14 protein-coding genes are annotated in these 25,131 nt (G+C 29.5%); 13 read left to right on the forward strand and 1 reads right to left on the reverse strand.

Annotated features, from left to right (window positions below; all coding sequences use genetic code 11):
* Positions 1 to 328: 328 nt before the first annotated feature.
* The gene (locus DR024_RS06705) at positions 329 to 1,063 is read right to left on the reverse strand and encodes a hypothetical protein (RefSeq protein ID WP_111918378.1); all 735 of its coding nucleotides are present in this window, start codon (positions 1,061 to 1,063) and stop codon (positions 329 to 331) included.
* Positions 1,064 to 1,173: 110 nt separating this feature from the next.
* On the opposite strand from DR024_RS06705, the gene DR024_RS06710 reads away from it, so the two are divergent.
* From DR024_RS06710 to DR024_RS06770, 13 genes are all read left to right on the forward strand, one after another.
* Entirely contained in the window at positions 1,174 to 1,452 is a 279-nt protein-coding gene (locus tag DR024_RS06710; RefSeq protein WP_051195990.1) for a hypothetical protein, read from the forward strand.
* 158 nt (positions 1,453 to 1,610) lie between these two features.
* The gene (locus DR024_RS06715) at positions 1,611 to 2,483 is read left to right on the forward strand and encodes a class I SAM-dependent DNA methyltransferase (protein WP_027098702.1); all 873 of its coding nucleotides are present in this window, start codon (positions 1,611 to 1,613) and stop codon (positions 2,481 to 2,483) included.
* A gap of 11 nt (positions 2,484 to 2,494) precedes the next feature.
* Positions 2,495 to 3,706 carry a BaiN/RdsA family NAD(P)/FAD-dependent oxidoreductase gene (locus tag DR024_RS06720; RefSeq protein WP_027098701.1) on the forward strand — a complete coding sequence of 404 codons (1,212 nt, stop codon included), beginning with the start codon at positions 2,495 to 2,497 and terminating at the stop codon, positions 3,704 to 3,706.
* A gap of 81 nt (positions 3,707 to 3,787) precedes the next feature.
* Positions 3,788 to 4,378, forward strand: coding sequence for an ECF transporter S component (locus tag DR024_RS06725; RefSeq protein WP_027098700.1), 591 nt, complete (start codon positions 3,788 to 3,790; stop codon positions 4,376 to 4,378).
* A 475-nt stretch (positions 4,379 to 4,853) separates the two neighbouring features.
* Positions 4,854 to 9,485 carry a discoidin domain-containing protein gene (locus tag DR024_RS06730; protein WP_111918826.1) on the forward strand — a complete coding sequence of 1,544 codons (4,632 nt, stop codon included), beginning with the start codon at positions 4,854 to 4,856 and terminating at the stop codon, positions 9,483 to 9,485.
* Positions 9,486 to 9,623: 138 nt separating this feature from the next.
* Positions 9,624 to 10,253, forward strand: coding sequence for an OB-fold-containig protein (locus DR024_RS06735; RefSeq protein WP_027098699.1), 630 nt, complete (start codon positions 9,624 to 9,626; stop codon positions 10,251 to 10,253).
* A gap of 5 nt (positions 10,254 to 10,258) precedes the next feature.
* Positions 10,259 to 12,313 (forward strand): flotillin family protein, encoded by a 2,055-nt coding sequence (locus tag DR024_RS06740; protein ID WP_034866520.1) that lies wholly within the window; start codon positions 10,259 to 10,261, stop codon positions 12,311 to 12,313.
* Positions 12,314 to 12,324: 11 nt separating this feature from the next.
* Positions 12,325 to 17,283, forward strand: coding sequence for a DNA repair ATPase (locus DR024_RS06745; protein ID WP_055254178.1), 4,959 nt, complete (start codon positions 12,325 to 12,327; stop codon positions 17,281 to 17,283).
* A 141-nt stretch (positions 17,284 to 17,424) separates the two neighbouring features.
* Entirely contained in the window at positions 17,425 to 18,390 is a 966-nt protein-coding gene (locus DR024_RS06750; RefSeq protein ID WP_055254176.1) for a tRNA dihydrouridine synthase, read from the forward strand.
* Positions 18,391 to 18,646: 256 nt separating this feature from the next.
* Entirely contained in the window at positions 18,647 to 20,698 is a 2,052-nt protein-coding gene (locus DR024_RS06755) for a glycosyl hydrolase family 18 protein (protein ID WP_051195986.1), read from the forward strand.
* Between the two features lie 162 nt (positions 20,699 to 20,860).
* Positions 20,861 to 22,615: a 1-deoxy-D-xylulose-5-phosphate synthase gene (locus DR024_RS06760; RefSeq protein ID WP_055254175.1), complete on the forward strand. Its 1,755-nt coding sequence runs from the start codon at positions 20,861 to 20,863 to the stop codon at positions 22,613 to 22,615.
* A 51-nt stretch (positions 22,616 to 22,666) separates the two neighbouring features.
* On the forward strand, positions 22,667 to 22,990 hold the full coding sequence (locus DR024_RS06765) for a GNAT family N-acetyltransferase (RefSeq protein WP_055254173.1): 324 nt from the start codon (positions 22,667 to 22,669) through the stop codon (positions 22,988 to 22,990).
* Positions 22,991 to 23,159: 169 nt separating this feature from the next.
* Positions 23,160 to 25,130, forward strand: a complete 1,971-nt coding sequence (locus DR024_RS06770; RefSeq protein ID WP_055254171.1) for a fructose-specific PTS transporter subunit EIIC — start codon at positions 23,160 to 23,162, stop codon at positions 25,128 to 25,130.
* Position 25,131: the final 1 nt, after the last annotated feature.

Below are 25,131 nucleotides of genomic sequence, written 5' to 3' on the forward strand. Positions count from 1 at the left end.
CTAGTAATTTTATTGTGCTAATTATTAAATATATATAATAAATTGGAAAGGTTTTGGGAATAGGATATATATTTAACCAACAATCAGTTATCCCATTAATTATTACAGCTATAAAAAAAATTAAATAAAAGTATTTAGATGAATCAATCTTTTTCGGATTAACTTTATTCATATATTTTTACACCTCTCAATATAGTATATAAATTTTACATTATAGAATTAACACAAAAAAGAATAAAAGTAAATAAATTACTATTCAACTCTAAAACCTTCGTATTTATTTCTTCGCAAAAATTCGATTTAGCGAAATTATAATTATTTAATAATTTTATATTTTAGGACTATATATAAGTTTATAATATGCCACATTATTTTCAATTCTAAATGATTCAAAATAGTTTTCATCTATTTTATTAAAAAATATAAATGAATCTGATGGAAGAGTATTATTAAAATAATTTCTCACATATTCGTTTATTACATTATAATCGATAGTTTCTTTTATAAATGAATTTCTAAATTCATTTAGTTTAGAATCTTTAAAATTAAAGGTTTGATCTATTTGTTGAATTGAAGCTTTATACGAAATGTTTTTAAATAAACTACTAATATTTTCATGTGATGTTAAAGGTATTTCTATATCTACATTAAGAGAATCGCTTTCAGTATAGTAGTGGTTTGATTTTACAGATGATAATGAATTTAATAAGGCAGAATCAGTTTTATTATTTAATAAATCATTCTTGTAGTCATCTATTGAATATTGAAATGTCAAGTTTAGAGAGTTACTATTTGAAAATTTGATTGCTGTTGAAAGATCTTTTTTATATTTAGATGAAAGTTCTGCATTTCTTAAATTAAAATTATTAACTTCTATTTGTGTAACATCTGCAAGTTTATAATTTGATATAATAACATTTTTAAAGTCTGGATTTATAAAATTACTTTCAATAAATGCAGATTCTGTTTTTGTATTAGTCTCCTCATTAGATGATGTATCAGTACATGAAACTAAAAAAAAAGAAACTAAAATAGCAATAAGTGTTAAATTAAATTTTTTCATAAATAAGTACTCCTTATTTTCTAATATATATTTATTTTATACTATAAAGTTTACAATAAACAACTTTTAAGGCTTTAAATATATGAATAAATGAATAAGGAGTGATTTTTATGGGAAATCAACTTGGTGAAAGTTATTTTGCAATTAATATGTCAGGAGCAATAATACCTGTTTATTCTCCAGACAAATGGCCAAGTAAAGTACAGATAGGTGTATTAAATAAAAAAGAAAGGTGCGTAGTTATTCAAGATGGACCTATAGTTAGAAAGATTAAATTTCTTAATTCTGCAGGAAGCTTTGTTGATGGTATACTTGATATGAATGCTCCAATAAAGGATTGGAACGATTATGTGTTTCATGATATTAGTCCACCGTATGTTTTGTTATGAAGCCAAAAAAATCCTATTACAAGACTTGAAAAGAAGAAGATTTTTAAGTCTTGTAATAGGATTTGTAGAAATGTTATGCAGTTTTTATTTTCTATTATATAAAATAGCAGTATAATATCTAAAAGTATTTTTGAGAAAATATATTAGGGGGAAAGATAATGTATAGTAATTATGAGGAGTTTTGGGATAAGGTTTCTACAGTTGAAGAAAATGATTATGATGACGAGAAAGTAAATAGACTATTAAGATGGAAAGCTATTAACGAAAATTTAGGTGGAGTAAGAACGATACTAGATATAGGGGCTGCAACAGGAGCTTTTTCTATCCCACTTTCAAAAATGGGATATGAAGTAACACATTTTGATTTGTCACAAGATATGATAAATAAAGCGATACTTAAATCAAAAGATATGGATAATATTAAATTTGTTAAAGGAAATGCTGTGGATCTTAGTCTTTTCGAAGAAGATGAATTTGATTTAGTTCTATGTTTTGATGGTGCAATATCTTTTTCTGGTAAGAATTCTAATAAAGTAATAAAAGAGAGTTGTAGAGTTGGAAAAAAAGTAATGTTAACTGTATCAAGTAAGAGCTGTATGGTGGCAACTTGGTTAAATTACAGTCTAAGTAAGTTTGGAAGAATTCACCCTTCAGTAAAAGATATGATGGTAACAGGGTATTTCAATAAAGCTAATTATGATGATGTTAGTGAGTTAACAAGTATAGATGAAATTAAGGCATATGATATAAAAGAATTATCTGATATTTTGATATCAAATAATATGAGAGTTATTGAATGCAGGAGTTTAGGTAGTTTGACACACTTATATTTATTACACCTATATAGGCAATATAATTATCAAGAAGTGAACAAAAAGATTAATGAAATTAGTATAGATAATGATTTTATAGAACTATGCGATTATTATGATAAAGAAGTAATGAATTGTGGAATGGGAAGTTTTAGAAGAGCGGGAATAATTGCAATTGCAGATAAAATAAATGATAATAGTATAGAAAAAAGCAAGTAAGGAGTAATGTTATGGCAAAGGTTATTGTTGTTGGAGGAGGTCCAGCTGGTATTATGGCTGCACTGACTGCATCAAAAACAAATGAAGTAATATTAGTAGAAAGAAATAATGAAATTGGTAAGAAATTAAGACTTACAGGTGGTGGTAGATGTAATATCACTAATAATAGAAGTATAGATGAATTCTTTGATAAGGTAGTAACAAATAAAAAGTTTTTATATAGTGCTTTTTATACTTTTAGTAATGATTCTTTACTAGAGTATCTTAAAGAAAATGATTTCGAATATAAAATAGAATATGATAATGATAATAAGGTTTATACAAAGAGTGATAAAGCTGATGACATTATTAGATTATTTATAGATAATTTAGAAAAAAGTAACGTAAAGGTTATGTATGATACTAAAGTTGAAGATTTAATTGTTGAAGATAATATAATAAGAGGTATAGTTACATCTAATGGGAATAAGATTTTGGGTGATAAAGTAATTATATCAACAGGTGGTAAGAGTGTGCCAGCAACAGGATCTGATGGAAGTATGTATGATATTTTAAGTAAATATGGTCATAAAATAGATGCACTTTATCCAGGGTTAGTGCCTTTAGTAATAAAAGAAGGCTTTGTAAAAAATCTTCAAGGGGTATCAATGAAGAATGTTGTATTAAGTGCCAAGGTAAAAAAGAAAAAGTATGAGATTATAGGAGATATGATATTTACTCACTTTGGAATATCAGGCCCTGGAGTTTTAAAATTATCTTCATATATAAATAGAGCTTTAGAAAATGGAGAAGTGGAAGTTACTTTAGATTTCGTACAAGATAAAAGTAAAGATGAAATTTCAAAGTTAATAAAGGAAAATACAAATAAAACAGTTTTAAATAATTTAAAAGGCTTATTGCCAGGTAATTTCTTGAAGGAAATAGTTGGATTACTTAACCTAACAGAAACTAAGCCAAGTGAACTTAAAAAAGAAGATGAAATAAAACTTGTAAATTATATAAAAGAAATGAAACTAACAGCAATAGAAACATTAAGCATTAAGGCAGCTATGGTTACTAGCGGTGGAGTAGCAGTAAAAGAAATAAATGCCTCAACAATGGAATCTAAACTTATAAAAAATCTTTATTTTGCTGGAGAAGTAATTAATGTTGATGCTGAAACTGGTGGATATAATCTTCAAATAGCATTTTCAACTGGATATTTAGCAGGAAGTGATTTTTAAAATGTATGGGTACAATTGACTGATTTTCCTTAAATTTATAAAATGAATTATAAGTTTTATAATTTAAAGGGGGCAATTATTTTGAAAAATGAAATCAGATTTAAAAAGCTAATACAAACAGCATTATTAGCAGCATTATGTTTTGTATCATTTACTTACTTACAAATTAAAATTCCAGTACCAGGCGGAGATGCTACTTCTCTTCATATTGGAAATGCATTTTGTGTTTTAGCAGCATTGTTACTTGGAGGATGGTATGGAGGTATTGCAGGTGCAATAGGAATGACAATTGCAGATTTATTAGATCCTGTATATATATTAGTAGCACCTAAAACATTTATTCTAAAATTATGTATTGGACTAATTACAGGATTAATAGCACATAGAATTGCGAAAATTGGGGATAGCAATGATAAAAAATATATTTTTAAGTGGAGTCTTCTTGCATCAGTTGGAGGGTTAGCCTTTAATGTGGTTGCAGATCCTGTTGTAGGATTCTTTTATAAGCAATATATATTGGGACAACCTCAGGATGCAGCTACTATTTTGGCTAAATTAAGTGCAGTTACTACATTTGTAAATGCAGTTGTTTCTGTGATATTAGTAGTAATTATCTATAATGCAATAAGACCAATATTAAAGAAATCAGGTTTATTACTACCAGTGGCATAAGAATTTTCGAGTGGGTATATTAAAGTGAAAAACTTTAATATACCCACTTTTTCTTATAACGAGAAGTGGAATATAAAATATATTATTAAAAAATATCAATGGTAAAGTTTATATAGAGAGAGGAAATAGATTATGGAGTGGATATAGGATCATTTCATGTATTTCTGGTATTTCTAAATTTTGTAGAGTTAACTTTTTTAATTGTTTTCAGTGTAATAGGGTTAATTTTTATATTATAGCAATGTTATGTTTTAATATTTTTCACTTTTATGCAAAGTTTTTATCATTATTAGTAAAAGGGTTTTAGAGATACAAAAATTAATATAACATATAAATATGGTTTATACAAAATATGTATATTTATTTATATTTTGTTAATTAAATTGGTGGGTGGAAAATGAATATAGAGGAGGGGATAGAGAATAGAGTTATGAATTTAAATTTTAAGGGGAAATTAAATAATGGAGGTTATATAATGAAATCAAAAAAAATTTTGAAGATGTATATTTCATTAGCTTTAAGCTGTAGTATAGTATTCTCTAATACATCAGTTTTGGTAAATGCTATAGAAAGCAGAGACAGAAAAGTTTTTGCTAATATAGGGAAAGATAAAATAAGTATAGGTAATGATTATATCAAAAGAGAATTTTCTATAGATAATGGTAAAGTATTAACTAATCTAATAGAAAATAATAGAGCTAATACTACATTGATTCCTGGTAAGGGATCGGAAGATTTCATAATAAATACTATACAACCCGAAGAAGACACTGATGTAGAAGTTCCAATTGAAGTTATTGATCGTACATCATGGAATGCAACTCTTACAACTAGTTCTAATACTGAATTTTTGCAAGAAAATGTAAAGCTTTTATTTGATGGAGATGCTAATACTTACATTGATCAATATACTATTACAGGATATCCAATTTCTTTAAAAGTTGATTTGGGTGAAGAGAAGAAAGTATCATCTTTTTCATATTTAAAACGTCCAGGGTACGAGGATGCCGCATATGGAATAAATGGAACAATGGGTAAGTACAAGCTATATGTAAGTGATGATGGTGTGAACTGGAAGGAAGCTGGTGAAGGCGAATTTAAAAGGGAAGACTATAATCTACATCAAGAGGGTAAGCTACAAAATGTAGGAGATGTAGTTTATGGAAATTTTAATAAGGAGTATACAACTAGATATATTAGAATTGATCAATTATCTGATTCACTAGGAAACACTCAAGAGTTTTCAGCTTCAGAGATAAATTTATATTCAGACAAATATATGGAAGAAGAAAGTACAGTAGATGATAGCAAGATTGAGTCTAGTGAGTTAACAATAGATAATGAAACAACAAAGATTGAAAATATTGAAAGTGGTAAAAAGCTTACTATTTCATATTTACCTTATAAACTTAATGGAATCGAATACAATATTGATATGGTAACAGTTCTTAAAAGTAATGAGAATTATATGAGATCTTTTCTAGAAATTAAAGCTGATAATAGTAAAGCACAAATTGATTATATTGATTTAGATAAATTTGTTTTAGAAGATGAAATTAGTGATACAGTTTGGTCTCATCCAGATTTAAAAGATGTTTCATCAATGTGGATTGGTAAGAATGAATTAATGCTTGGACAACCTATATATGCAAATGGTATGTTTTTTGGTTCTGAATTCCCAGCAGCTGATACAGATGTAGTAGATGATGAAATACAAATAAGATATTACTCTGGTAAAACATTTGAAAAGTTAGCCGAAGATAATCAATTGACAACTGATGGGAAGTTCGTATCTTGGCAGAATGTTGTAGGAGCAGCTAAAGGTACAGATACGGACGTAGTGCAAACTGATTTTTACGAATATATTTCTGATATTGCTACACCAACTGAGTTTAGAAAGCAATATAATTCTTGGTATGATAATATGCTTGAAATAACTGATGAAAGTATTGCAAAATCTTTCTATGGCTCAGAAAAAGGATTAACTGAGAATGGTGTAGAGCCAGTTGATTCTTATGTTGTAGATGATGGATGGAACAACTATAGAGATGAAAAGTATAATCCAAACATTTCGAGTTCTCAGTCAGGAGAAGGCATGAATCGTACTGGATTTTGGGAGTTTAATAGTAAGTTCCCTAATGAATTGTATACATCTACAGAGCTTACAAATAAGTTCCAATCAAAATTTGGAATTTGGCTTGGACCTCAAGGAGGATATAATTATTTTTCAGGATTTGCAAAGTATATGGAGGAAAGTGGAACAGCTTATGCTCAAAATGATTACTGGACTAATATTTGTGTAGGTTCGGATAAATATGTAAAGAATTTAACATCTATGTTTATTGATAATCAAAAGAGATTTGATGTTGATTACTGGAAGATAGATGGTTTTGCTGTTAGACCTTGTACGAATCAAAAACATGATCATATGACTGGTGGTACTAACAATATGTACTATACAACTGATCTTTGGGAAAAATGGACTGATGCTTGGGAAGAAATGCGTGCAAGTCGTGCAGAAGAAGGTAAAGGATTATTTATTAATGCAACTTGTTATGTAAACTTAAGCCCATGGCTATTACAATGGGTTAACACAATTTGGGTTCAAGACTCTGGAGATACAGGACAAGCTGGAACTGGTGAAAGACATCAACAAAAAATAACTTATAGAGACAATGTGTATTATAACTTATTTAAAGTAAATCAAGTTCAATTTCCATTAAAGAATATTTACAATCATGATCCTATTTATGGGGTATCTGATGGAAGTTCAGCAACTACAGAAGATTTTAGAGATTTTTTATTTTCAAATTCAGTTCGTGGTACAGCATTCTGGGAGTTATATTATTCTCCGTCTATAATGGATGATGAAAAGTGGAAAGTAAATGCAGATGCATTAGAATTTGCTGAAACTAATTCTCATATATTGGAGAAGGCAAAGCTATTTGGTGAACGTCCAACACAAGGTGTATATGGATACTCGTGCTGGGATGGAGATGAAGGAATAGTTTCATTTAGAAATCCAACAGAAGAAGAAAAAGAATATACTTTAGAGTTAACTGATATGGTAGGTGTTCCAAAGTCTGTAAAGGATATTAAAGGAAATCAAGTACTACCATATGTTGTTGGAGATTCTAGCACTGTGTCTTATGGGGATACATTAACTGTTAAATTAGCACCTTACGAAACAAGAATATTCCAATATGGCAAGAATGATAGTACAGGAGCAGAGATTATATCTGCAAAAGTAACTGGAAATAATGAAATCACAGTAAAATATAATGAAAGAGTTGAGAATGGTAAAGAGGTTTACTCCGTAGAGGGTAATAATATAACAGAAACTAAGCTATTAGATGACTATAGAACAGTTGTTATAACTACTAAAAATAGAATTGTAGATAAAGCTAAACTAAATATCACTGGTGAAAGAGATGCTGTAGGAAATAAAATAACAAAGAGTTTAGAAATTCCAGCATATAGCAATGGTAAAGTTGCCAATGTAACTAGTGGGAATAATCTAGTAGATGGAGAAAATATAGAAAAGTCATATAATGGAGATTTGGATATGTTCTTATTAAACTTAGATAAAGATTATACACTAGAAGATAATAAGAGTTTTACTGGAACAAATGATTTTGCAATTTCCATGGCAGTAAAAACTACATCAAATAATGTAAACTTATTATCTCAAGGAGATGATATATCATTATCAATTGATGAAGAAGGATATGTATCATTTAAAGTAAAAGATTTAAAGGTAAATTCTAAATCTGAAGTTACTACAGTAATTGAGAAGGCTCATGGAATTTTTGGCACTGATAAATATGTTCCAACATCTACAAGCAGTAGTTTTGTAGGTAAGGTTAATGATGGTGATTTGCATCAAGTTGTAGCGGTTCGTGAAGTAAATGGAATGCTTAAGATTTATATTGATGGTGAATTATCAAACTCAGTTTATGATGAGAATAGAATTAATCAGTCAATTGAATCAGGTAAGATTGTTGTAGCAGATAATAGCTTTAAAGGAATTTTAGGTGGTATTGAACTTAGAAATAGTTCTATTTATTATGATGAGGCTAAGTCTATGTACGAACCATTTAAAGGATCTGAAATTATTGAAATAGATAGAAGTAATTGGAAGGCAAGTGCATGTTCAGAAATGCCAGCAACATCTGGAGATGGGCAAGCATCTACAGCTATTGATGGTAATGAATCAAGCTGGTGGCATACAAATTATGTTGGGGGAGATAGTCATGAAGGTAACCACTGGATTCAAGTAGATTTTGGAGATGAAACAAGTTTTGATACTATAAATGTATTATCACGTGGAAAAAATTCTAATGGTACAATTAAAGATTACAAGCTAGATGTAAAAGTAAATGGTCAATGGAAAGAAATAAAAACTGGAACATTTGAAAGTGGAATTAATGATTCAATTATTTTTGAAGAAGCTATAACAGCATCTGCTATTAGGATAACAGCACTTTCTACATTTAATGGAAAAGATTTTGCTGCTATAAAAGAAATAACACTTACTAATAAGGACAGATTAGCAACTAAAGAGGAAATAGATGATGCTAAAGAATTAGTAAAGGATATTGACGAAAATAATTATACCATTGTAACAGCAGAGAGATATAATGAAATAGCATTAAAGCTTAACTTAGTATCTGAAATAAATACAATTCCATTAAAGAAATTAATAGCTCAATTAGAAGAAGCATATTCTTCATTATTAGATGCTAAGGAGTTAAATGCTTTGTTAAAAGAAATAAATTCTTTAAATAAAGAAGAGTATACTTTAGAGTCATGGTATAACTTAGAAAATGAAGTGTTAAAAGCAAATGCTGTAGTTAGAGACATTTATTCTACTGAAAAAGATGTAAGCAATTCTTATAAAACTTTAAAAGAAACATATAACAATCTTAAATTAGTAGGTACGGGGAACAATTCTAATCAAGGAAATGATACAAATAATGGTAGTGGATCTGAAGGTAATAATACTAGTAAACCAACTCAAACTGGAGATTCATCAAAGGGAAGTTTAGCTTTACTTGGTGCATTATTATCGGTAATATCAATATTTATTTTCGGTAAAAAGAGATAAACATTATAAAAAATAAAATGTAGTAGAAATTTTCTGCTACATTTTATTTTATTATATGAATGTAATATATTCAATAAAATGGATTGTTTGGAATAAATATCAATGGTAAAATTTATATATGGGTAAAGGAGGGGGAAAATGAGTGAATTATTAGATAATGCTTTTAGAGGGGCAAATATTATACCTACTTTTTTATTAGGATTTGTCTTATTTTATTGGTTAACTGTAATAATAGGGGTTATAGATTTTGATTTGTTTGACTTTGATATTGATGGGGATTTTGATATTGATGGTGGAGCAGATATAGGCCCATTTCATGCATTTCTAGCATTTCTAAATCTTTCAGAACTACCTTTTATGTTAGTTTTCAGTGTAATAGTTTTAGTTTTTTGGATTTTAGCAATGTTTATGTTTTTACTACCAATAACGCCAGGAGGTTTAACAAATGGTTTATTGCTAATTCCTGCATTTATAGTTAGTTCATTAATTGCAAAGATAATAACCAATCCTCTTAAAAAAATATTTAAGAAAGTATACCAAGAAGAGTTGAATCAAGGTGAACCTATTATTGGACAAATAGTTACCTTAATGTGTGACCTTAAAGATGGTAGATTAGGACAAGGAGAAATAAAAAGGGAGGGGGCTTCAATATTAATAAATGTTAAGCAATATGATGAAGATGAAACCTTTATAAAAGGTGAAGAGGCTTATGTAACAAAGAAAAATGATGAAAAAAATGTTTATTATATTATAAAGATTAAGGAGTGAATAATATGGCGTATTCAACACAAGTTTTATTGTTTAGCGTAGGGGCGGCTTTAGTTATTATTATAGGTTTACTTGCGTTATTTTCAAGATTTTATCACAAAGTAGACCAAGGTAAAGTAATAGTTAGAAATGGTGTAGGTGGACCGGTTGTATGTTTTGGAGGTATTTTTGTAGTTCCTATTATTCATAAACATGAAGTTATGGATATTTCAGTCAAGAGAGTTGAAATAGCTAGAGAAGGAAAAGACGGATTAATATGTAAGGATAATTTAAGAGCTGATATAAGAGTTGCATTCTTCGTTAGAGTTAATCAAACAAAGGAAGATGTACTTAAGGTTGCTCAATTATTAGGTTGTAAAAAGGCATCTGATCCTGCAACTTTAATGGAATTTTTTGATGCTAAATTTTCTGAAGCATTAAAGACAGTTGGTAAAAAGTTTGATTTTGTACAGCTTTATACTGAAAGAGAAACCTTTAAGGATGAAATTCTTCAAATAATAGGAACAGATTTAAATGGTTATGTTCTTGATGATGCAGCTATTGATTATCTTGAACAGACTGATATTAATTTATTAAACAGTAAGAATATTTTAGATTCAGAAGGTATTAAAAAAATTACAGAGCTTACTTCTCAACAACTTATTTTAGCAAATCAAATTGAACAAGATAAGGAAAAGACAATAAAGAAGCAAAATGTATCTGCTAGAGAAGCTATATTAGAGCTTGAAAAACAAAATGCAGAAGCAGAAGCAAAGCAGAAGAGAGAAATTGCTATTATTCATGCAAGGGAAGAGGCAGAAGCAGAAAAAGTTAGACAAGAAGAAAGATATAAGGCTGAAATGGCTAGGGTTAAAGCAGATGAAGAAATTGAAGTTGCAGAACAAAATAAGGAAAGACAAGTTATAATTGCATTGAAATCTAAGGAAAGCACAGAAGCTATTGAATCAGAAAGAGTAGATAAGAAGAGATTACTTGAAAAGACAGATAAAGAAAAGCTTGTAGAGCTTGCTAGTATTGCTAAGGAAAAGGAAGTTGAGGTAGAAAAGAAAAATATTCAACTAATTATAAGAGAGAGAGTAGCTGTAGAGAAAGATACTGTTATTGAAGAAGAAAAGATTAAGGATACTAGAGCTATTGCAGAAGCAGAAAGATTAAAGGCTGTAGCTATTAAGAAGGCAGAAGAAGAGTCTGAAAAGAATCTTATTATTGAAGTTAAAACAGCAGAAGCTTCTAAACAAGCAGCAGAAAAAATTGCAGAGAAAACTATTATTGATGCAGATGCTAAATATAAAGCATCACAAAAAGAAGCAGAAGCAATTAAGATTCTTGTTGATGCTAATGTATTAGAGGAGTCTACTTCAGGTATTGCAGAAGCTAAGGTTATTGAAGCTAAAGCAAGTGCAGAGGCTAAGGCAATTGAGGCTAAGGCTATAGCACAAGTTAAGGGTGACACTGCAATGGTTGATGTTAAGGAGAAAGAAGGTACAGTTGAAGCTGATATCTTAAAGAAAAAATACATGGCAGAAGCTGAAGGAATTAGAGAAAAAGCTAATAGCATGAAGGCTCTTGACGAAGTTGGTAGAGGACATGAAGAATTTAAACTTAAACTTGAAAAAGATAAGGAAATTCAACTTGCTAATATTAATATACAAAAGGAAATTGCAGAATCACAAGCTTCAGTTATTAGAGAAGCTCTTAAGACAGCTAAAATTGATATTGTCGGTGGAGAGACTATGTTCTTTGACCAAATAATTGGTTCTATTTCAAAGGGTAAATCTTATGATAGATTAGTTGAAAATAGTGATGTTCTTACAGATATTAAGGAGACATTTATAACTGGTGACCCTGAATATTTTAAGAAGCAATTACAAGAATTTGTTGGTAGATTCAATTTAACTTCGGAAGATATTAAGAATCTTTCAATAGCAGGTGCTATTAATAAGATGATGGGGAATGCAGATAAAGAAGATAAAGTTGCATTAAGTAAATTATTAGATACAGTAAATAAAGCAGGGGTAGCTAATTTACCAGCAAAAACTATAGAAATTATAAACGAATAAGGAGAATAATTTTGAATAGTATCGATGAAAAAGGCGTAAATAAAAGTTTCCATGATAATAGTAAAGAAGATATGGAGAATGGAACATATGAAGTTATTAAAAATCGTCTTTTAAAAAAAGGTTCTGATTTAAAAGAGAGGGTTGAAAAGCTTAATAAAGAAAGAAAAAGTGTTTTTGGTTCTATTGAAACAAAAGTTCTTGGTAGTGAAAGAATAATTACTGATAATAATTGTATTCCAAGAGATATGGCTCCAGTAGAAGATTACTTTATTTTTGGATATAACGTTCATATTGGACTTAAATCTAAAGTGGAACTAAGTGATGTTTTTTCAATTTATAAATATGAAAATAGGAGTTTTGTAAAACAATCCTTTGATTTGATTAGTGATAAAGACTTTATTAATGACTTTGATGAACTATATAAATATTATAAAAATACTTTTTTTGCTAAGTTTACTATAACAGAGCCTTATTTCTATATGATTTTTCAAACAGGAAAAGATCCTACAGATATTAAAGTATTTAAGTGGGTAATTGAAGGAAATAAGTTAGTTTATGTTGATAGTAGAAGTGAGCATGAAATTAGATTTAAAAATAAAAGTGAATTTAGATTTATTAAGGCCACTAGAGATGATCAAAGAAGTGGTATTCATCCCCATGTTTCAATATTGGACAAGGTTTTTGTTGAAACATTAGAAGGAGATTTAACTATTAAAATAGAGGATAATACCACAACAGGTAAAGGTATATATTCTGAGCCTGTTGAGTATATGGATCAAACCCTTGATGATGCAGAAATATACTATGCAGATTTAGAGCAAATTATAATTTTGAAAATTAAACCATATAAGGAAGAAGAGTATAGATATTTTATTTTCAATAATAAGTTGAAAAATGTTGTTAGAATAGATTCTATAAAAGATACTTGTATTCTATTACCAGGAAACCATGGGATTATATTTCCAGAGGGATATTATCTTCAAAATGGTGAGTATAAGATTTTTGATGTAGAAGCAGAGAATTCTATTTTTGATAAAAGAGTTTCGTCTACTAATGGAGAGGATTATCAATATATTTTTTATAATACTTATAGCGGGTTGTACTTAATTTATTCATATAATATTATTGAACAGAAAATTGATACACCAATTGTTTGCAGTGGATATTCTCATTTTAATAATGGCGAGATGATTATTTTCAAAAATGAAAGTGAGCCAAGAAAAAATCATATTATACAAATATGGCAAACACCTTATGTTGGAAAGAACTATGTAACTGAAGGAAACAAAGATTCTTTGTTATTTAAGATTGGAAACAAGGATATAGTTAATGCAATGGCTGACTGCAAAGGGGTATGTAAGCTTATCCAAAAGGGTGAAGGATACCAAAGTATATATGTTGATATTGTAAAAGAAAGTGAAAGAATAATAGATTCTTATTTCTGGTTAGATAAAGAAGAGATATTTAATTTAAAAGAGGTACTTATAAATATCAAGGAATCTGCTACTTTTGCCATAGGCGAGTTTGAAAAAGTAACGAGAATAAAAACTTCTACCAAAAAACAGGTTGAAGAAGTTAGCACAAGAGCAGAGGAACTATTGAATAATCTAAAGTATGGTTCCTTTGACTCAATTAATGAATATGTTAAGGCATTAGCAGATATAAGAAACTTAAGGGGAGGGATTTCTTCTCTTAAGGACTTAAGATATGCAGATCTCAATATAGTTAATTCTCTTGATGTAAATGTTAAGGAAAAGTATGAAGAGTTCTCAAAAAAATGTGTTGAATTTTTAGTTGCTCCAGAGGGGTTAAAGCCATATGAAACAAATGTTAATAAGTTAGCTTTGGAAATAAATAAAGTTAATAAATCTAAAGAGGGTAGAGAGCTTGAAAAAAGGATGGACGAAACATCCAGTGAATTAGAGCTTCTTATAGATATAATATCTAACTTCAAAATTGAAGATCCCACTATGACTACACAAATAATAGAGAAAATTTCCTCATTATTTTCTTTAATTAATAATGGTAAAGCTAGGCTAAGCAATAGAGTTGGAGATCTTACTAAAAGTGAAATGACAACTCAGTTTAATGCTCAGTTAAAGTTACTTAGTCAATCAGTTGTAAACTATCTAGATATATCAGATACAGTAGATAAATGTGATGAATATTTAAATAAAATTATGATTATGATTCAAGAACTTGAAGGAAAGTTTGCTGAATTTGATGATTATGTTATTCAATTAAGTGAAAAAAGAGAAGAAGTATATAATGCCTTTGAAAGTAAAAAGCAGACAATTTTAGATAAGTTAAATAAAAGAATACTCTCTTTATTTGGTTCTTCAGAACGTATACTTAATGGAATAAGTAATAGGTTAAAAAGTTTTAATACTGTAGATGAGATTAATGGATATCTGGCTACAGATATAATGGTAGAAAAGGTTAGGGATATTATTTCTAGCTTGAAAGATCTTGGGGATAATGTAAAAGGTGATGAGATTACTTCAAGATTAAGGAAAGTAAAAGAGGAAGCTATCCGACAACTTAAGGATAGACAAGAACTTTATATAAATGGAAAAGATATTATTAAATTAGGGAAACATTATTTCTCTGTTAATAACAAACCTATTGATTTATCTATAGTGCAAAAGGAAGATGGACTAAATTATCATATTACAGGAACTGATTTTTGGGAGAAGGTAGATATTAAAGGAATTAACAAATATAATCATGTATTCTCTCAAAGTGTAGTATCTGAGAATAATGAAGTGTATAAGGGGGAGTACCTAGCTTATTTAGTTTTTGATGCAGCAAAAAGAGGTGAAAATGAGTCTTTAGATAAATTACATTCTATGTCTGAAGGACAACTTATTAAAGTGGTGCAAAAATTTATGGAACCAAGATATCAAGAAGGATACACTAAAGGTGTACATGATATTGATGGGGCAAAAATTTTAAAGGCATTATTAGAGTTGCATTATAAAATAGATTTACTTATATATAGTAGTGAAAGTAGGGCATTAGCAAGGTTATTCTGGAGTTCTTTAGCTAAAAAAGATACAAAGGATTTGTTAAGAAAGAGGTTAAAAGAATTATCAAAAGTTAGTTTGTATTTTAATTCTTCTCCTAATTTAGATAGTTATATTCCATATGTGTCTGAAAAGATTGAAGAAGAAAATAATAAGTTTAATCTATTCCATAAGAGATGTGTAAAAGAAGCATCTGAATACCTCTGCTTGGAAATTATGAGAGGAGAAGACTTTGTAGTTAGTAAAGAGGGTAAGAGTATATATGATGGATTTATTAACTACCTAAAAGGAAAGGGATTGTTAAGTGAATTTTTAGCATCCATAGAAGAGAGTAAAGTAGATATAGAAGGGCTTTACTATTTCATAAAGGAATGTATTAATGCTTATAAAGAAAGTGTTATAGATGATAATAAAGAACTAAGAGACATTAATGCTACTATATTTGAAAACTTAGATGACTATGAAATAGAAGGATTGCTTAAGGAAGTAATTATTTTATTAATGAATGGTGATAGAAGTTTTGGAAGGGTTATATATGTTGATTCAAAAGTAAATATAGAAGGCCTTATAGGAAGTCATTCTGTAATAGAAAGTGGTAAATATATTCTATCTTATACAAAATTTATGAATAAGTTAAAGTATTTTGGTGAGATTTGTGTTAAAGAGTTTATTGAGTTCCAAGATATAAAGAAGGGTCTTATTAAAAACTTTAAGGATAAAATTCATTTAGATGAATATAAGCCACAAGTACTTACTTCTTTTGTAAGAAATCAATTGATAGATAAGGTGTACTTGCCTTTAATTGGTGATAATCTAGCAAAACAAATTGGTGTTGTTGGAGAGAATAAAAGAACAGATTCAATGGGATTATTATTACTTCTTTCTCCACCTGGATATGGTAAAACAACCTTAATGGAATATATAGCAAGTAGGCTTGGAATTATATTGGTTAAGGTAAATGGACCATCATTAGGTTATGATGTAACTTCATTAGATCCAGATAAAACTAATAATACAGGATCTAGAGAAGAACTTAAAAAGTTGAATATAGCCTTAAAAATGGGTAACAATGTAATGATATACTTAGATGATATACAACACTGTAATCCTGAGTTTTTACAAAAGTTTATTTCTTTATGTGATGGACAAAGAAAAATTGAAGGTGTATATAATGGAATTGGTGAAACTTATGATTTAAGAGGTAAAAAGGTAGCTGTTGTTATGGCTGGAAATCCTTATACTGAAAGTGGAGAAAAATTTAAGATTCCAGATATGCTTGCTAATAGAGCAGATGTATATAACCTAGGGGATATGCTTATGGAAAATGAAGAAGCATTTAAACTTAGTTATATTGAAAACTGTTTAACTTCAAATCCTATATTATCTAAGCTATCTAATACTAATCAGAAGGATTTATATGGACTTGTTGAAATGGCTAATGGAGTGGAAAGGGAAAATGTAACCCTTGAATATGATTACTCAGTAGATGAACTAAATGAATATATAAGTGTTCTTAATAAGTTAATGAAAGTAAGAGATATAGTAATAAAGGTCAATATGGAGTATATCCATTCAGCAGCTCAAAGCGATGAATATAGAAAAGAGCCACGATTTAAGCTTCAAGGGTCATATAGAAATATGAATAAGATAGCTGAGAAAGTAGTAGCTATAATGAATGATGAGGAATTATTCCAAAGAGTTCTAATTAACTATGAAAATGATGCTCAAACATTAACTTCAGGAGCAGAAGCTAATATGCTTAAATGGAAAGAGTTAGTTGGGTGCATAACTGAAGAAGAAAAGAAAAGATTTGAGGAAATAAAAAATACTTTTATTAAAAATAAGTTAGTTAAAGGTGAAGACAAATTAGGACAAGCAATTCTAGTTTTAAGTAATCTTACAGAAAATATAGAAATGATTAAAGAAATATTAGAAAAAAGATAATTTTAAAATCCATAGCAAAAATGCTATGGATTTTTTGATATGAAATTAAAGTAAATATATTATTCACTTTGTTATTTAAGTAGATAAGAGGATAGAAGGCTGATATAATAACTTTTAGAATGTTTAAGAAGGAGTTATTATATGAGATTTTATTTAGCCCCAATGGAGGGGATTACTGGATATATATATAGAAATGCTTATGAGAAGTTCTTTCACAATATTGATAAATACTTTACGCCATTTATTGTACCCAATAAAAGCAGAAGTCTTAAAACAAAAGAGTTAAGAGATATTTTACCTGAAAATAATGAAGGAATGAACATAGTTCCTCAAATACTTACAAATGATTTTGAGGGATTCATTGTTACTGCTAGAAAGTTACAGCAATTAGGATATAATGAGGTGAATTTAAATTTAGGATGTCCAGCAGGGACAGTTGTTTCAAAAAATAGAGGCTCAGGTTTTCTTGCATTAAGAGAGGAACTAGACAAATTTTTAGAAGAAATATACAAGATTGAAGATATGAAAATTTCAATAAAGACTAGAATTGGAAAGGATACTCCAGAGGAGTTTTATAAACTGATAGAGATATATAACAAATATCCTTTAGAAGAATTAATAATCCATCCAAGAACTAGGCAAGATTTTTATGGAAATAAGCCTAACTTAGAGATTTTTAAGGATGCACTATCATTAAGTAAAAGCCCTGTGTGTTATAATGGAGATATTTTTATAGTTGAAGATTATAATAAATTAGTTAATAGTTTTCCAGAAGTAGACAAAGTTATGCTTGGTAGAGGTGTTTTAGCTAATCCAGGTTTAATTGGAGATATTAAAGGTAATGATTTTATTACTAAAGATACATTAAAAGCCTTCCATGATGAAATTTTTAATAACTATATAGAACTTTTTAATGATGATAAAAATGCAATGTTTAGAATGAAAGAACTTTGGGGGTATATGATATATATGTTTACTGATAATAAGAAGTATGCAAAAAAGATAAAGAAAGCTCAAAAAGTTATAGATTATAAACAAGCTGTTTCAAGTTTATTTATGGAACAAGAGATTGTTAAAGGGGCTGGCTTGTTTAATAGTATATTTTAAAAGAATAATTATTTATAAAAAAACCTTTAGTTACTTATTTAAACAAAATGAACTAAGGTTTTTTTTTTATTATAGTTAAAAGATTGTTGTAAATGTTTACTAAAGGGGGAGAGTTGTCTGAATTTACTTATTATATATCATTGATGCTGTAAAAATATGGAATTATAATTAAATTAAGGAGTTCAAGGAAGCTTTAATAAGTAATGTCTAATACATATTTTCTTTAAAGAAAATAAAATAATTGGAGGGAGTTAAAATGAAAAAACGACTAAGTCTATTATTATCACTATTTTTAGTTGTTGGAAGTGTAGGTTTAACATCAGGAACAGTAACAACTTCTGCAAAGGAGAATACTGACCAAGCAGTTGTTGCTAGTACAACTTCAGCAGCTACAAACAAAAGAGTTATCACATATTTCCCAAGTTGGGGAATGTATGAGGCGGGACAACAAAATATAACTGTAGATGACATTCCTTGGGATAAAGTATCTCAGGTAAATCATGCTTTCTTTGAAATAACAAATGATTTTAAAATTCAAACTACAGATTCCTATGCAGATTTTGAATGTGCAGATTTTAAACATTCTCCAGAGTGGGGAGAGGGGTTAGCAGGACATTTTGGAGAATATCAGTATTACAAATCAAAATACCCAGATGTAAAAATAGTAATTGCAGTTGGTGGCTGGACTAGGAGTGATAAATTCCATGCAGCAGCTTCTACAGAGCAAAATAGAAAGACATTAGCACAAAGCATGGTTGATACCATGAAAAAGTATCCGTTCATTGATGGTATTGACATAGATTGGGAGTACCCAACAGAAACTAGAGCTCCAGAAGATCAATATGATAGAGGTAGCGTTGGTGGACCAGAGGACAAGCATAATTTTACCTTGCTATTAAAAACAATTAGAGAAACATTTGATCAAAATGGTATGAAGGATAAACTTTTAACAGTTGCAGTATCAGCAGGAGAGTCAAAAATTCACAATACAGAGCCAGATCAATATGCTCAATATGTAGATGCTATTGGAGTTATGACATATGATTTTGCTGGAGATTGGGATGATGTAACTGGTCATTTAGCTGGTTTATATCATAACCCTGAAGATACAACAAGACCTAAATTTGACACAGATGATGCAATGAAGATTTATTCAGAAGAATATAATGTTCCTAAGAGTAAATTGTACGCAGGTTCACCACTATATAGTAGAGGGTGGGGAAATGTAGCTCCAGGTCCAAATGGAGATGGATTATTCCAACCAGGAAATAAGAATTTCACAGGTAACTTAGGTACTGGAGGTCAATACTCTTGGTATGATATTAAAAATATTGAAAAAACAGCTGGATGGGTTAAATATAGAGATCCAATAGCTAAAGTACCTTATTTATATAACTCTTCAACCAAGCAATTCTTGACTTATGAGGATGAAACTTCTCTACAAGATAGAATAAATTATATAAATGACAATGGCTATGGCGGTCTTATTGTTTGGGATTGCAGTGGTGATGATGTTAAGGGTGGATGGCCAATGCACACAATAATGTTTAATGGATTAATAAAAGATGGTTCAGAAACTCCTCCTACACAAAATACACTTAAAGCTGCTAGTTTAACAGCTGGACCAGTTTCTAATGGAAAGTATACTTTAACAGCTATTGTGCCAGCATATAATACAGCAACAAGTTATCAAATATTAGAAGGAAATACTGTGATATCAAGTGGTACATTGAATTCAGGAAGTCAAACACCAATTACTATAAACTATGATATAACAGGTAAAGAGAGTGGAACTTATAATTATACTGTAGTTTTAAGTGATGGTAGTAGTAAAGTTACATCCACAGAAGTAAAGGTTACAGTATCAGCTCCAGTAGAAAACACTTTACAAGCAGCCTCTTTAACTGCAGGACAAGTTAGCGGTGGATCATTTACCCTAAATATTCAAATACCAGCAAATAATACAGCAACAAGTTATCAGATATTAGAAGGAAATACTGTAATATCTACTGGTAGTTTAACTGTAGGTAGTGCATTAAGAAATATAAGCTACAATGTAACAGGAAAAGGAGAAGGAAATTATAATTATACTGTAGTTTTAAGTGATGGTAGTAAAACAGTAACTTCTAATATAGTTTCAGTTTCTGTACAAAAACCATCAAGTTATCCAGCATGGGAAGCATGGGTAAGCTATAAAACAGGTGATATAGTAAGTTATAATGGAAAAAATTATACATGTAGACAAGGACATACATCATTAGTAGGATGGGAACCATCTAATGTACAAGCATTATGGAGCTTAATATAGTAATTTAAATAGAAGGAGTGTTTATTTTATATGAACACTCCTATTTATTTAAGTTTATTTTTATAGAATGTACACATGTAAGAAAAAAATATATTGACTTAGAGTTTACTCCAAGAAGTATACTGATTAATATACTAGTGGAAAGCATAGGAGGAATTTAATATGGTCTTAAATAAAATTAATGAACCTAAAGATTTAAAATCTCTTAGTAAGGATGAATTATCATCTTTAGCTAATGAGATAAGGGAGATTTTAATAAGAAAGGTAAGCACAACTGGCGGTCATTTTGGCCCTAACCTAGGAATGGTGGAAGCGACAATAGCAATGCACTATGTATTTAATTCACCAATAGATAAAATAGTATATGATGTATCTCATCAATCATATACTCATAAAATTTTGACAGGAAGAAAAAATGCATTCATTAATCCAGATGAATATAAAACTGTTACAGGCTATACTGAGCCTAGTGAAAGTGAACATGATTTCTTTATAGTAGGTCATACATCTACTTCTGTTAGTTTAGCATGTGGATTAGCAAAAGCAAGAGATATAAAGGGTGGAAAAGAAAATATTATTGCTGTTATAGGGGATGGTTCTCTAAGTGGTGGTGAAGCATATGAAGGATTAAATAATGCAGCTGCATCAAGGAAAAATATTATAATTTTAGTTAATGATAATGATATGTCTATAGCAGAAAACTATGGTGGGCTTTACAAGAATTTAGAATTGCTACGTGAATCTAATGGAAAGGCTGAAAATAATTTCTTTAAGGCATTAGGATTTGAGTATCATTATATTGATAATGGAAATGATATAGAATCATTAATTGATACATTCTCGAAGGTAAAGGATATAGATCATCCAGTAGTTATTCATATGCATACAATTAAGGGAAAAGGATATAAGGATGCTGAAGAAAACAAGGAGGCATTTCATTGGGTTAGTCCCTTTAATTTAGAAACAAAAGAGCCAGTAAATAAACCAAGTTTTGGAGAATCTTATAGGAACATTACTGAAGAGTTTTTAATGAAAAAAGCAAGTGAAGATCCTAAAGTGGTAGCAATAACAGCTGGGACCCCATCATCAGTTAGCTTGGGGAACTTTAGAAATAAATTTAAAAGTCAATTTATAGATGTTGGAATAGCAGAGGAGCACGCAGTTGCTCTTGCATCAGGAATAGCATCACAAGGAGGTAAACCTGTAGTTGGATTTTTAAGCTCATTTATCCAAAGAACTTATGATCAGTTATCTCAAGATCTTGCCATAAATAATAATCCAGCATTAATAATGGTTTATGGTGGCGGAATAACAGGGGGAGATGTTACTCACCTTGGAATATTTGATATACCTTTAATAAGTAATATTCCTAATATAGTCTATCTTGCACCAACTAATAAAGAAGAATATATAGCTATGATGGAATGGGGAATTGAGCAAGAGAAATATCCAGTTGCAATACGTGTTCCAAATATAAATGTAGTATCTACTGGGATTTCTATAGAGTCTGATTTTCATAATATAAATACTTATAAAAAAGTTGAAAGTGGGAAAGATATAGCAATAATTGGGCTAGGAGATTTTTATCATCTTGGAAAAAAAGTAAAAGAAAAATTAAAGTCTGAAATAGGGGTTAATGCTACCTTAATAAATCCTAGATTTATAAGTGGTATAGATAAGAAGTTATTATATGAACTTCTGGAAGAACATAAATTAGTAATTACTTTAGAAGATGGAGTTATTAATGGTGGATTTGGTGAAAAGATTTCAAGATTCTATGGTGACAAAAATATTAAGGTATTGAATTTTGGAGCTGATAAGGAATTTACTAATGGGGTTTCTAAAGATGAACTATATGAGCGTTATCATTTAAAAGAGGAGCTAATAGTAGAGGATATAAAAAAAGCATTAGAATAGATAAAACTGTATATAATAGTATTAATTAAATTATAAACAAAGGAGAAAAAAATGAATTGGAAGTATGAAAAAGAGCGTATATATAGTGAGAATGATAAAGGGGAGCTAATGGCTGAAGTAACTTTTAAACGTGAAAAAGGTGAAGAGGTAAATATAGATCATGTTTATGTTAACCCAGTTTTAAGGGGGCAAGGAGTTGCTTCAAAAACAATGCTTATCATGGTAGAGTATTTAAGAAAAGAAAAGCTTAAAGCAACAGCTACATGTTCATATGCTAATGATTGGTTTAAGAAAAATGAAAAACAATATTTAGATGTAATTTCTGATAATAATATAGATGCTGTTGTTGCCTGTAAAATAGGTGGTAAACATTAGCCCAAAGAGGGTTATGTACTGATAAGTACATAACCTTTTTTTTATAAAAGTATGAAAATAATTTCATAAAAACATAAAAAAAAGAAAGATAATACTAAAGATAGTAAAAATGTTTACATAAACCTTTACAGGTGTAATAATATGAACTGTAAAGAGGAGGTAGAGAGTAATGAATAAAAAAATAGTAGCAGTTACAGCTTGTGCTGCAGGTATAGCACATACTTATATGGCGGCTGAAAGTTTAGAAAAAGCAGCAAAGAAAGCTGGATATAAAATTAAAGTTGAAACTCAAGGTTCTATTGGAGCAGAAAATGTTTTGACAGAAAAAGATATTGAAACAGCAGACGTAGTAATAATAGCAGCAGATATAAATATAGATTTAATGAGATTTTCAGGTAAGAGAGTATTATCAGTAAAATCAATAGATGCAATAAAAGCACCAGAAGCATTAATTAAAAGAGCTTATGACGAAGCTAAAGTCTTTGGAGCAAAGGGAACTAAGGTTGGTAAAGTGACTTTAGGAAAGACAGAAAATAATTTTGTTAAACATATAATGAGTGGAATATCATATATGACTCCAATGGTTATAGCATCAGGTATATTATTAGCAATTGCTAATATATTTGCATTCCAAGCAAATGAACTTGGTCAAATAGTAAATTGGGGATTTGATACATCAACTCAAATGGGATTCTTCATGTCTAAGCTTTTTGAAGTTGGACAAGTTGGATTTAAATTAATGATTCCTTTATTTGCAGCTTTTGTTGCTAACTCAATAGCAGACAAGCCTGCAATAGCACCAGCAATGATAGGTGCATACTTAGTAAATGATGCAACATATTTAGGAACTCAAACAGGTGGTGGTTTCTTAGGAGCAATCTTAGTTGCATTCATAGTTGGATATTTAGTAAAAGGACTAAAGAAGATAAAATGGCCTAAGATATTACAACCATTACTTGCTATTATGATTATTCCTTTAATAGCTACTTTTGCAATAATGGTTATAGTAACATACTTAATTGGTAATCCCATAGCAGGATTAATGGATAGTTTATATAGTGGATTAACAACTTTAAATGAAACATTCGCTGGAGCACCATTTATAATTGGAGCAATTATTGGTGGTATGATTGGATTTGACTTTGGAGGTCCAGTTAATAAGACAGCACTTATATTTGGTACAGCTGTTTATACAGATACAGTAGCTAAGTTTGGTATAGCAAATGCTAACTTTGTACCTCAAACAGCAACACAAGCTGCTATTTCAGTTGCACCATTAGGAATATGGCTTGCATCAGTATTATTTAAGAATAAATTTACAAAGAATGAAAAGATATCAGCTAGTTCAGCATTTGGTATGGGTATGGTTGGAGTTACAGAAGGAGCAATTCCATTTGCAGCATCTAATCCAGTTCAAATGATTACTGCATCTGTTGCTGGTTCAGCATTAGCAGGTGGACTTGCTTCTATAACTGGATGTAAGTTCTACGGTGGTATTGGATCTCCACTTGGAGCAGTTATAGGATACATTGAACAACCAGTTCCATTTATAACTTGGATATTATGTATATTTGCAGGTATTTTAGTAACAGCATTAATCATTGGGTTCTGGAGAAAGCCAGTATCTGAAGAAGAGGAAGAATATATAGAAGTAGAGTCTAACGAAATTGTTGAGGAATCTATAGTAGAAGCTAAGGAATTATTTAGTGAAGATCACATATACATTGATGAAAGTTCAACTACTCAAGATGAAGCATTTAAGTTTATAGCATCAATAGCTAAGAAGCATGGATATGTAAAGAGTGAAGAAGATTTTTATCACGGGTTACAAAAAAGAGAAAAAGAAGCTACAACTGGATTTAATGATGGTATAGCAATACCACATAGTAAAAATTCAACAGTTATTTCACCAGGTGTATTCTTAATTAAATTTAAAAATCCAATAGAATGGGACTCATTAGATGGAAAGAAGATAACTACAGCTTTTGCGCTAACTATTCCTGAGGATGGAGCAGAAAATCACTTAAAGATATTAAGCACAATAGCAAAAGAGTTAATAGATGATGATTTTAGAAATACAGTTATCAAAGAAACAGACTCCCAAAAACTATACAATTTAGTTAAGGGGATACAACTATAAT

The organism is Clostridium paraputrificum, from assembly GCF_900447045.1.
In the GTDB taxonomy this organism is placed as follows: Bacteria; Bacillota; Clostridia; order Clostridiales; family Clostridiaceae; genus Clostridium; species Clostridium paraputrificum.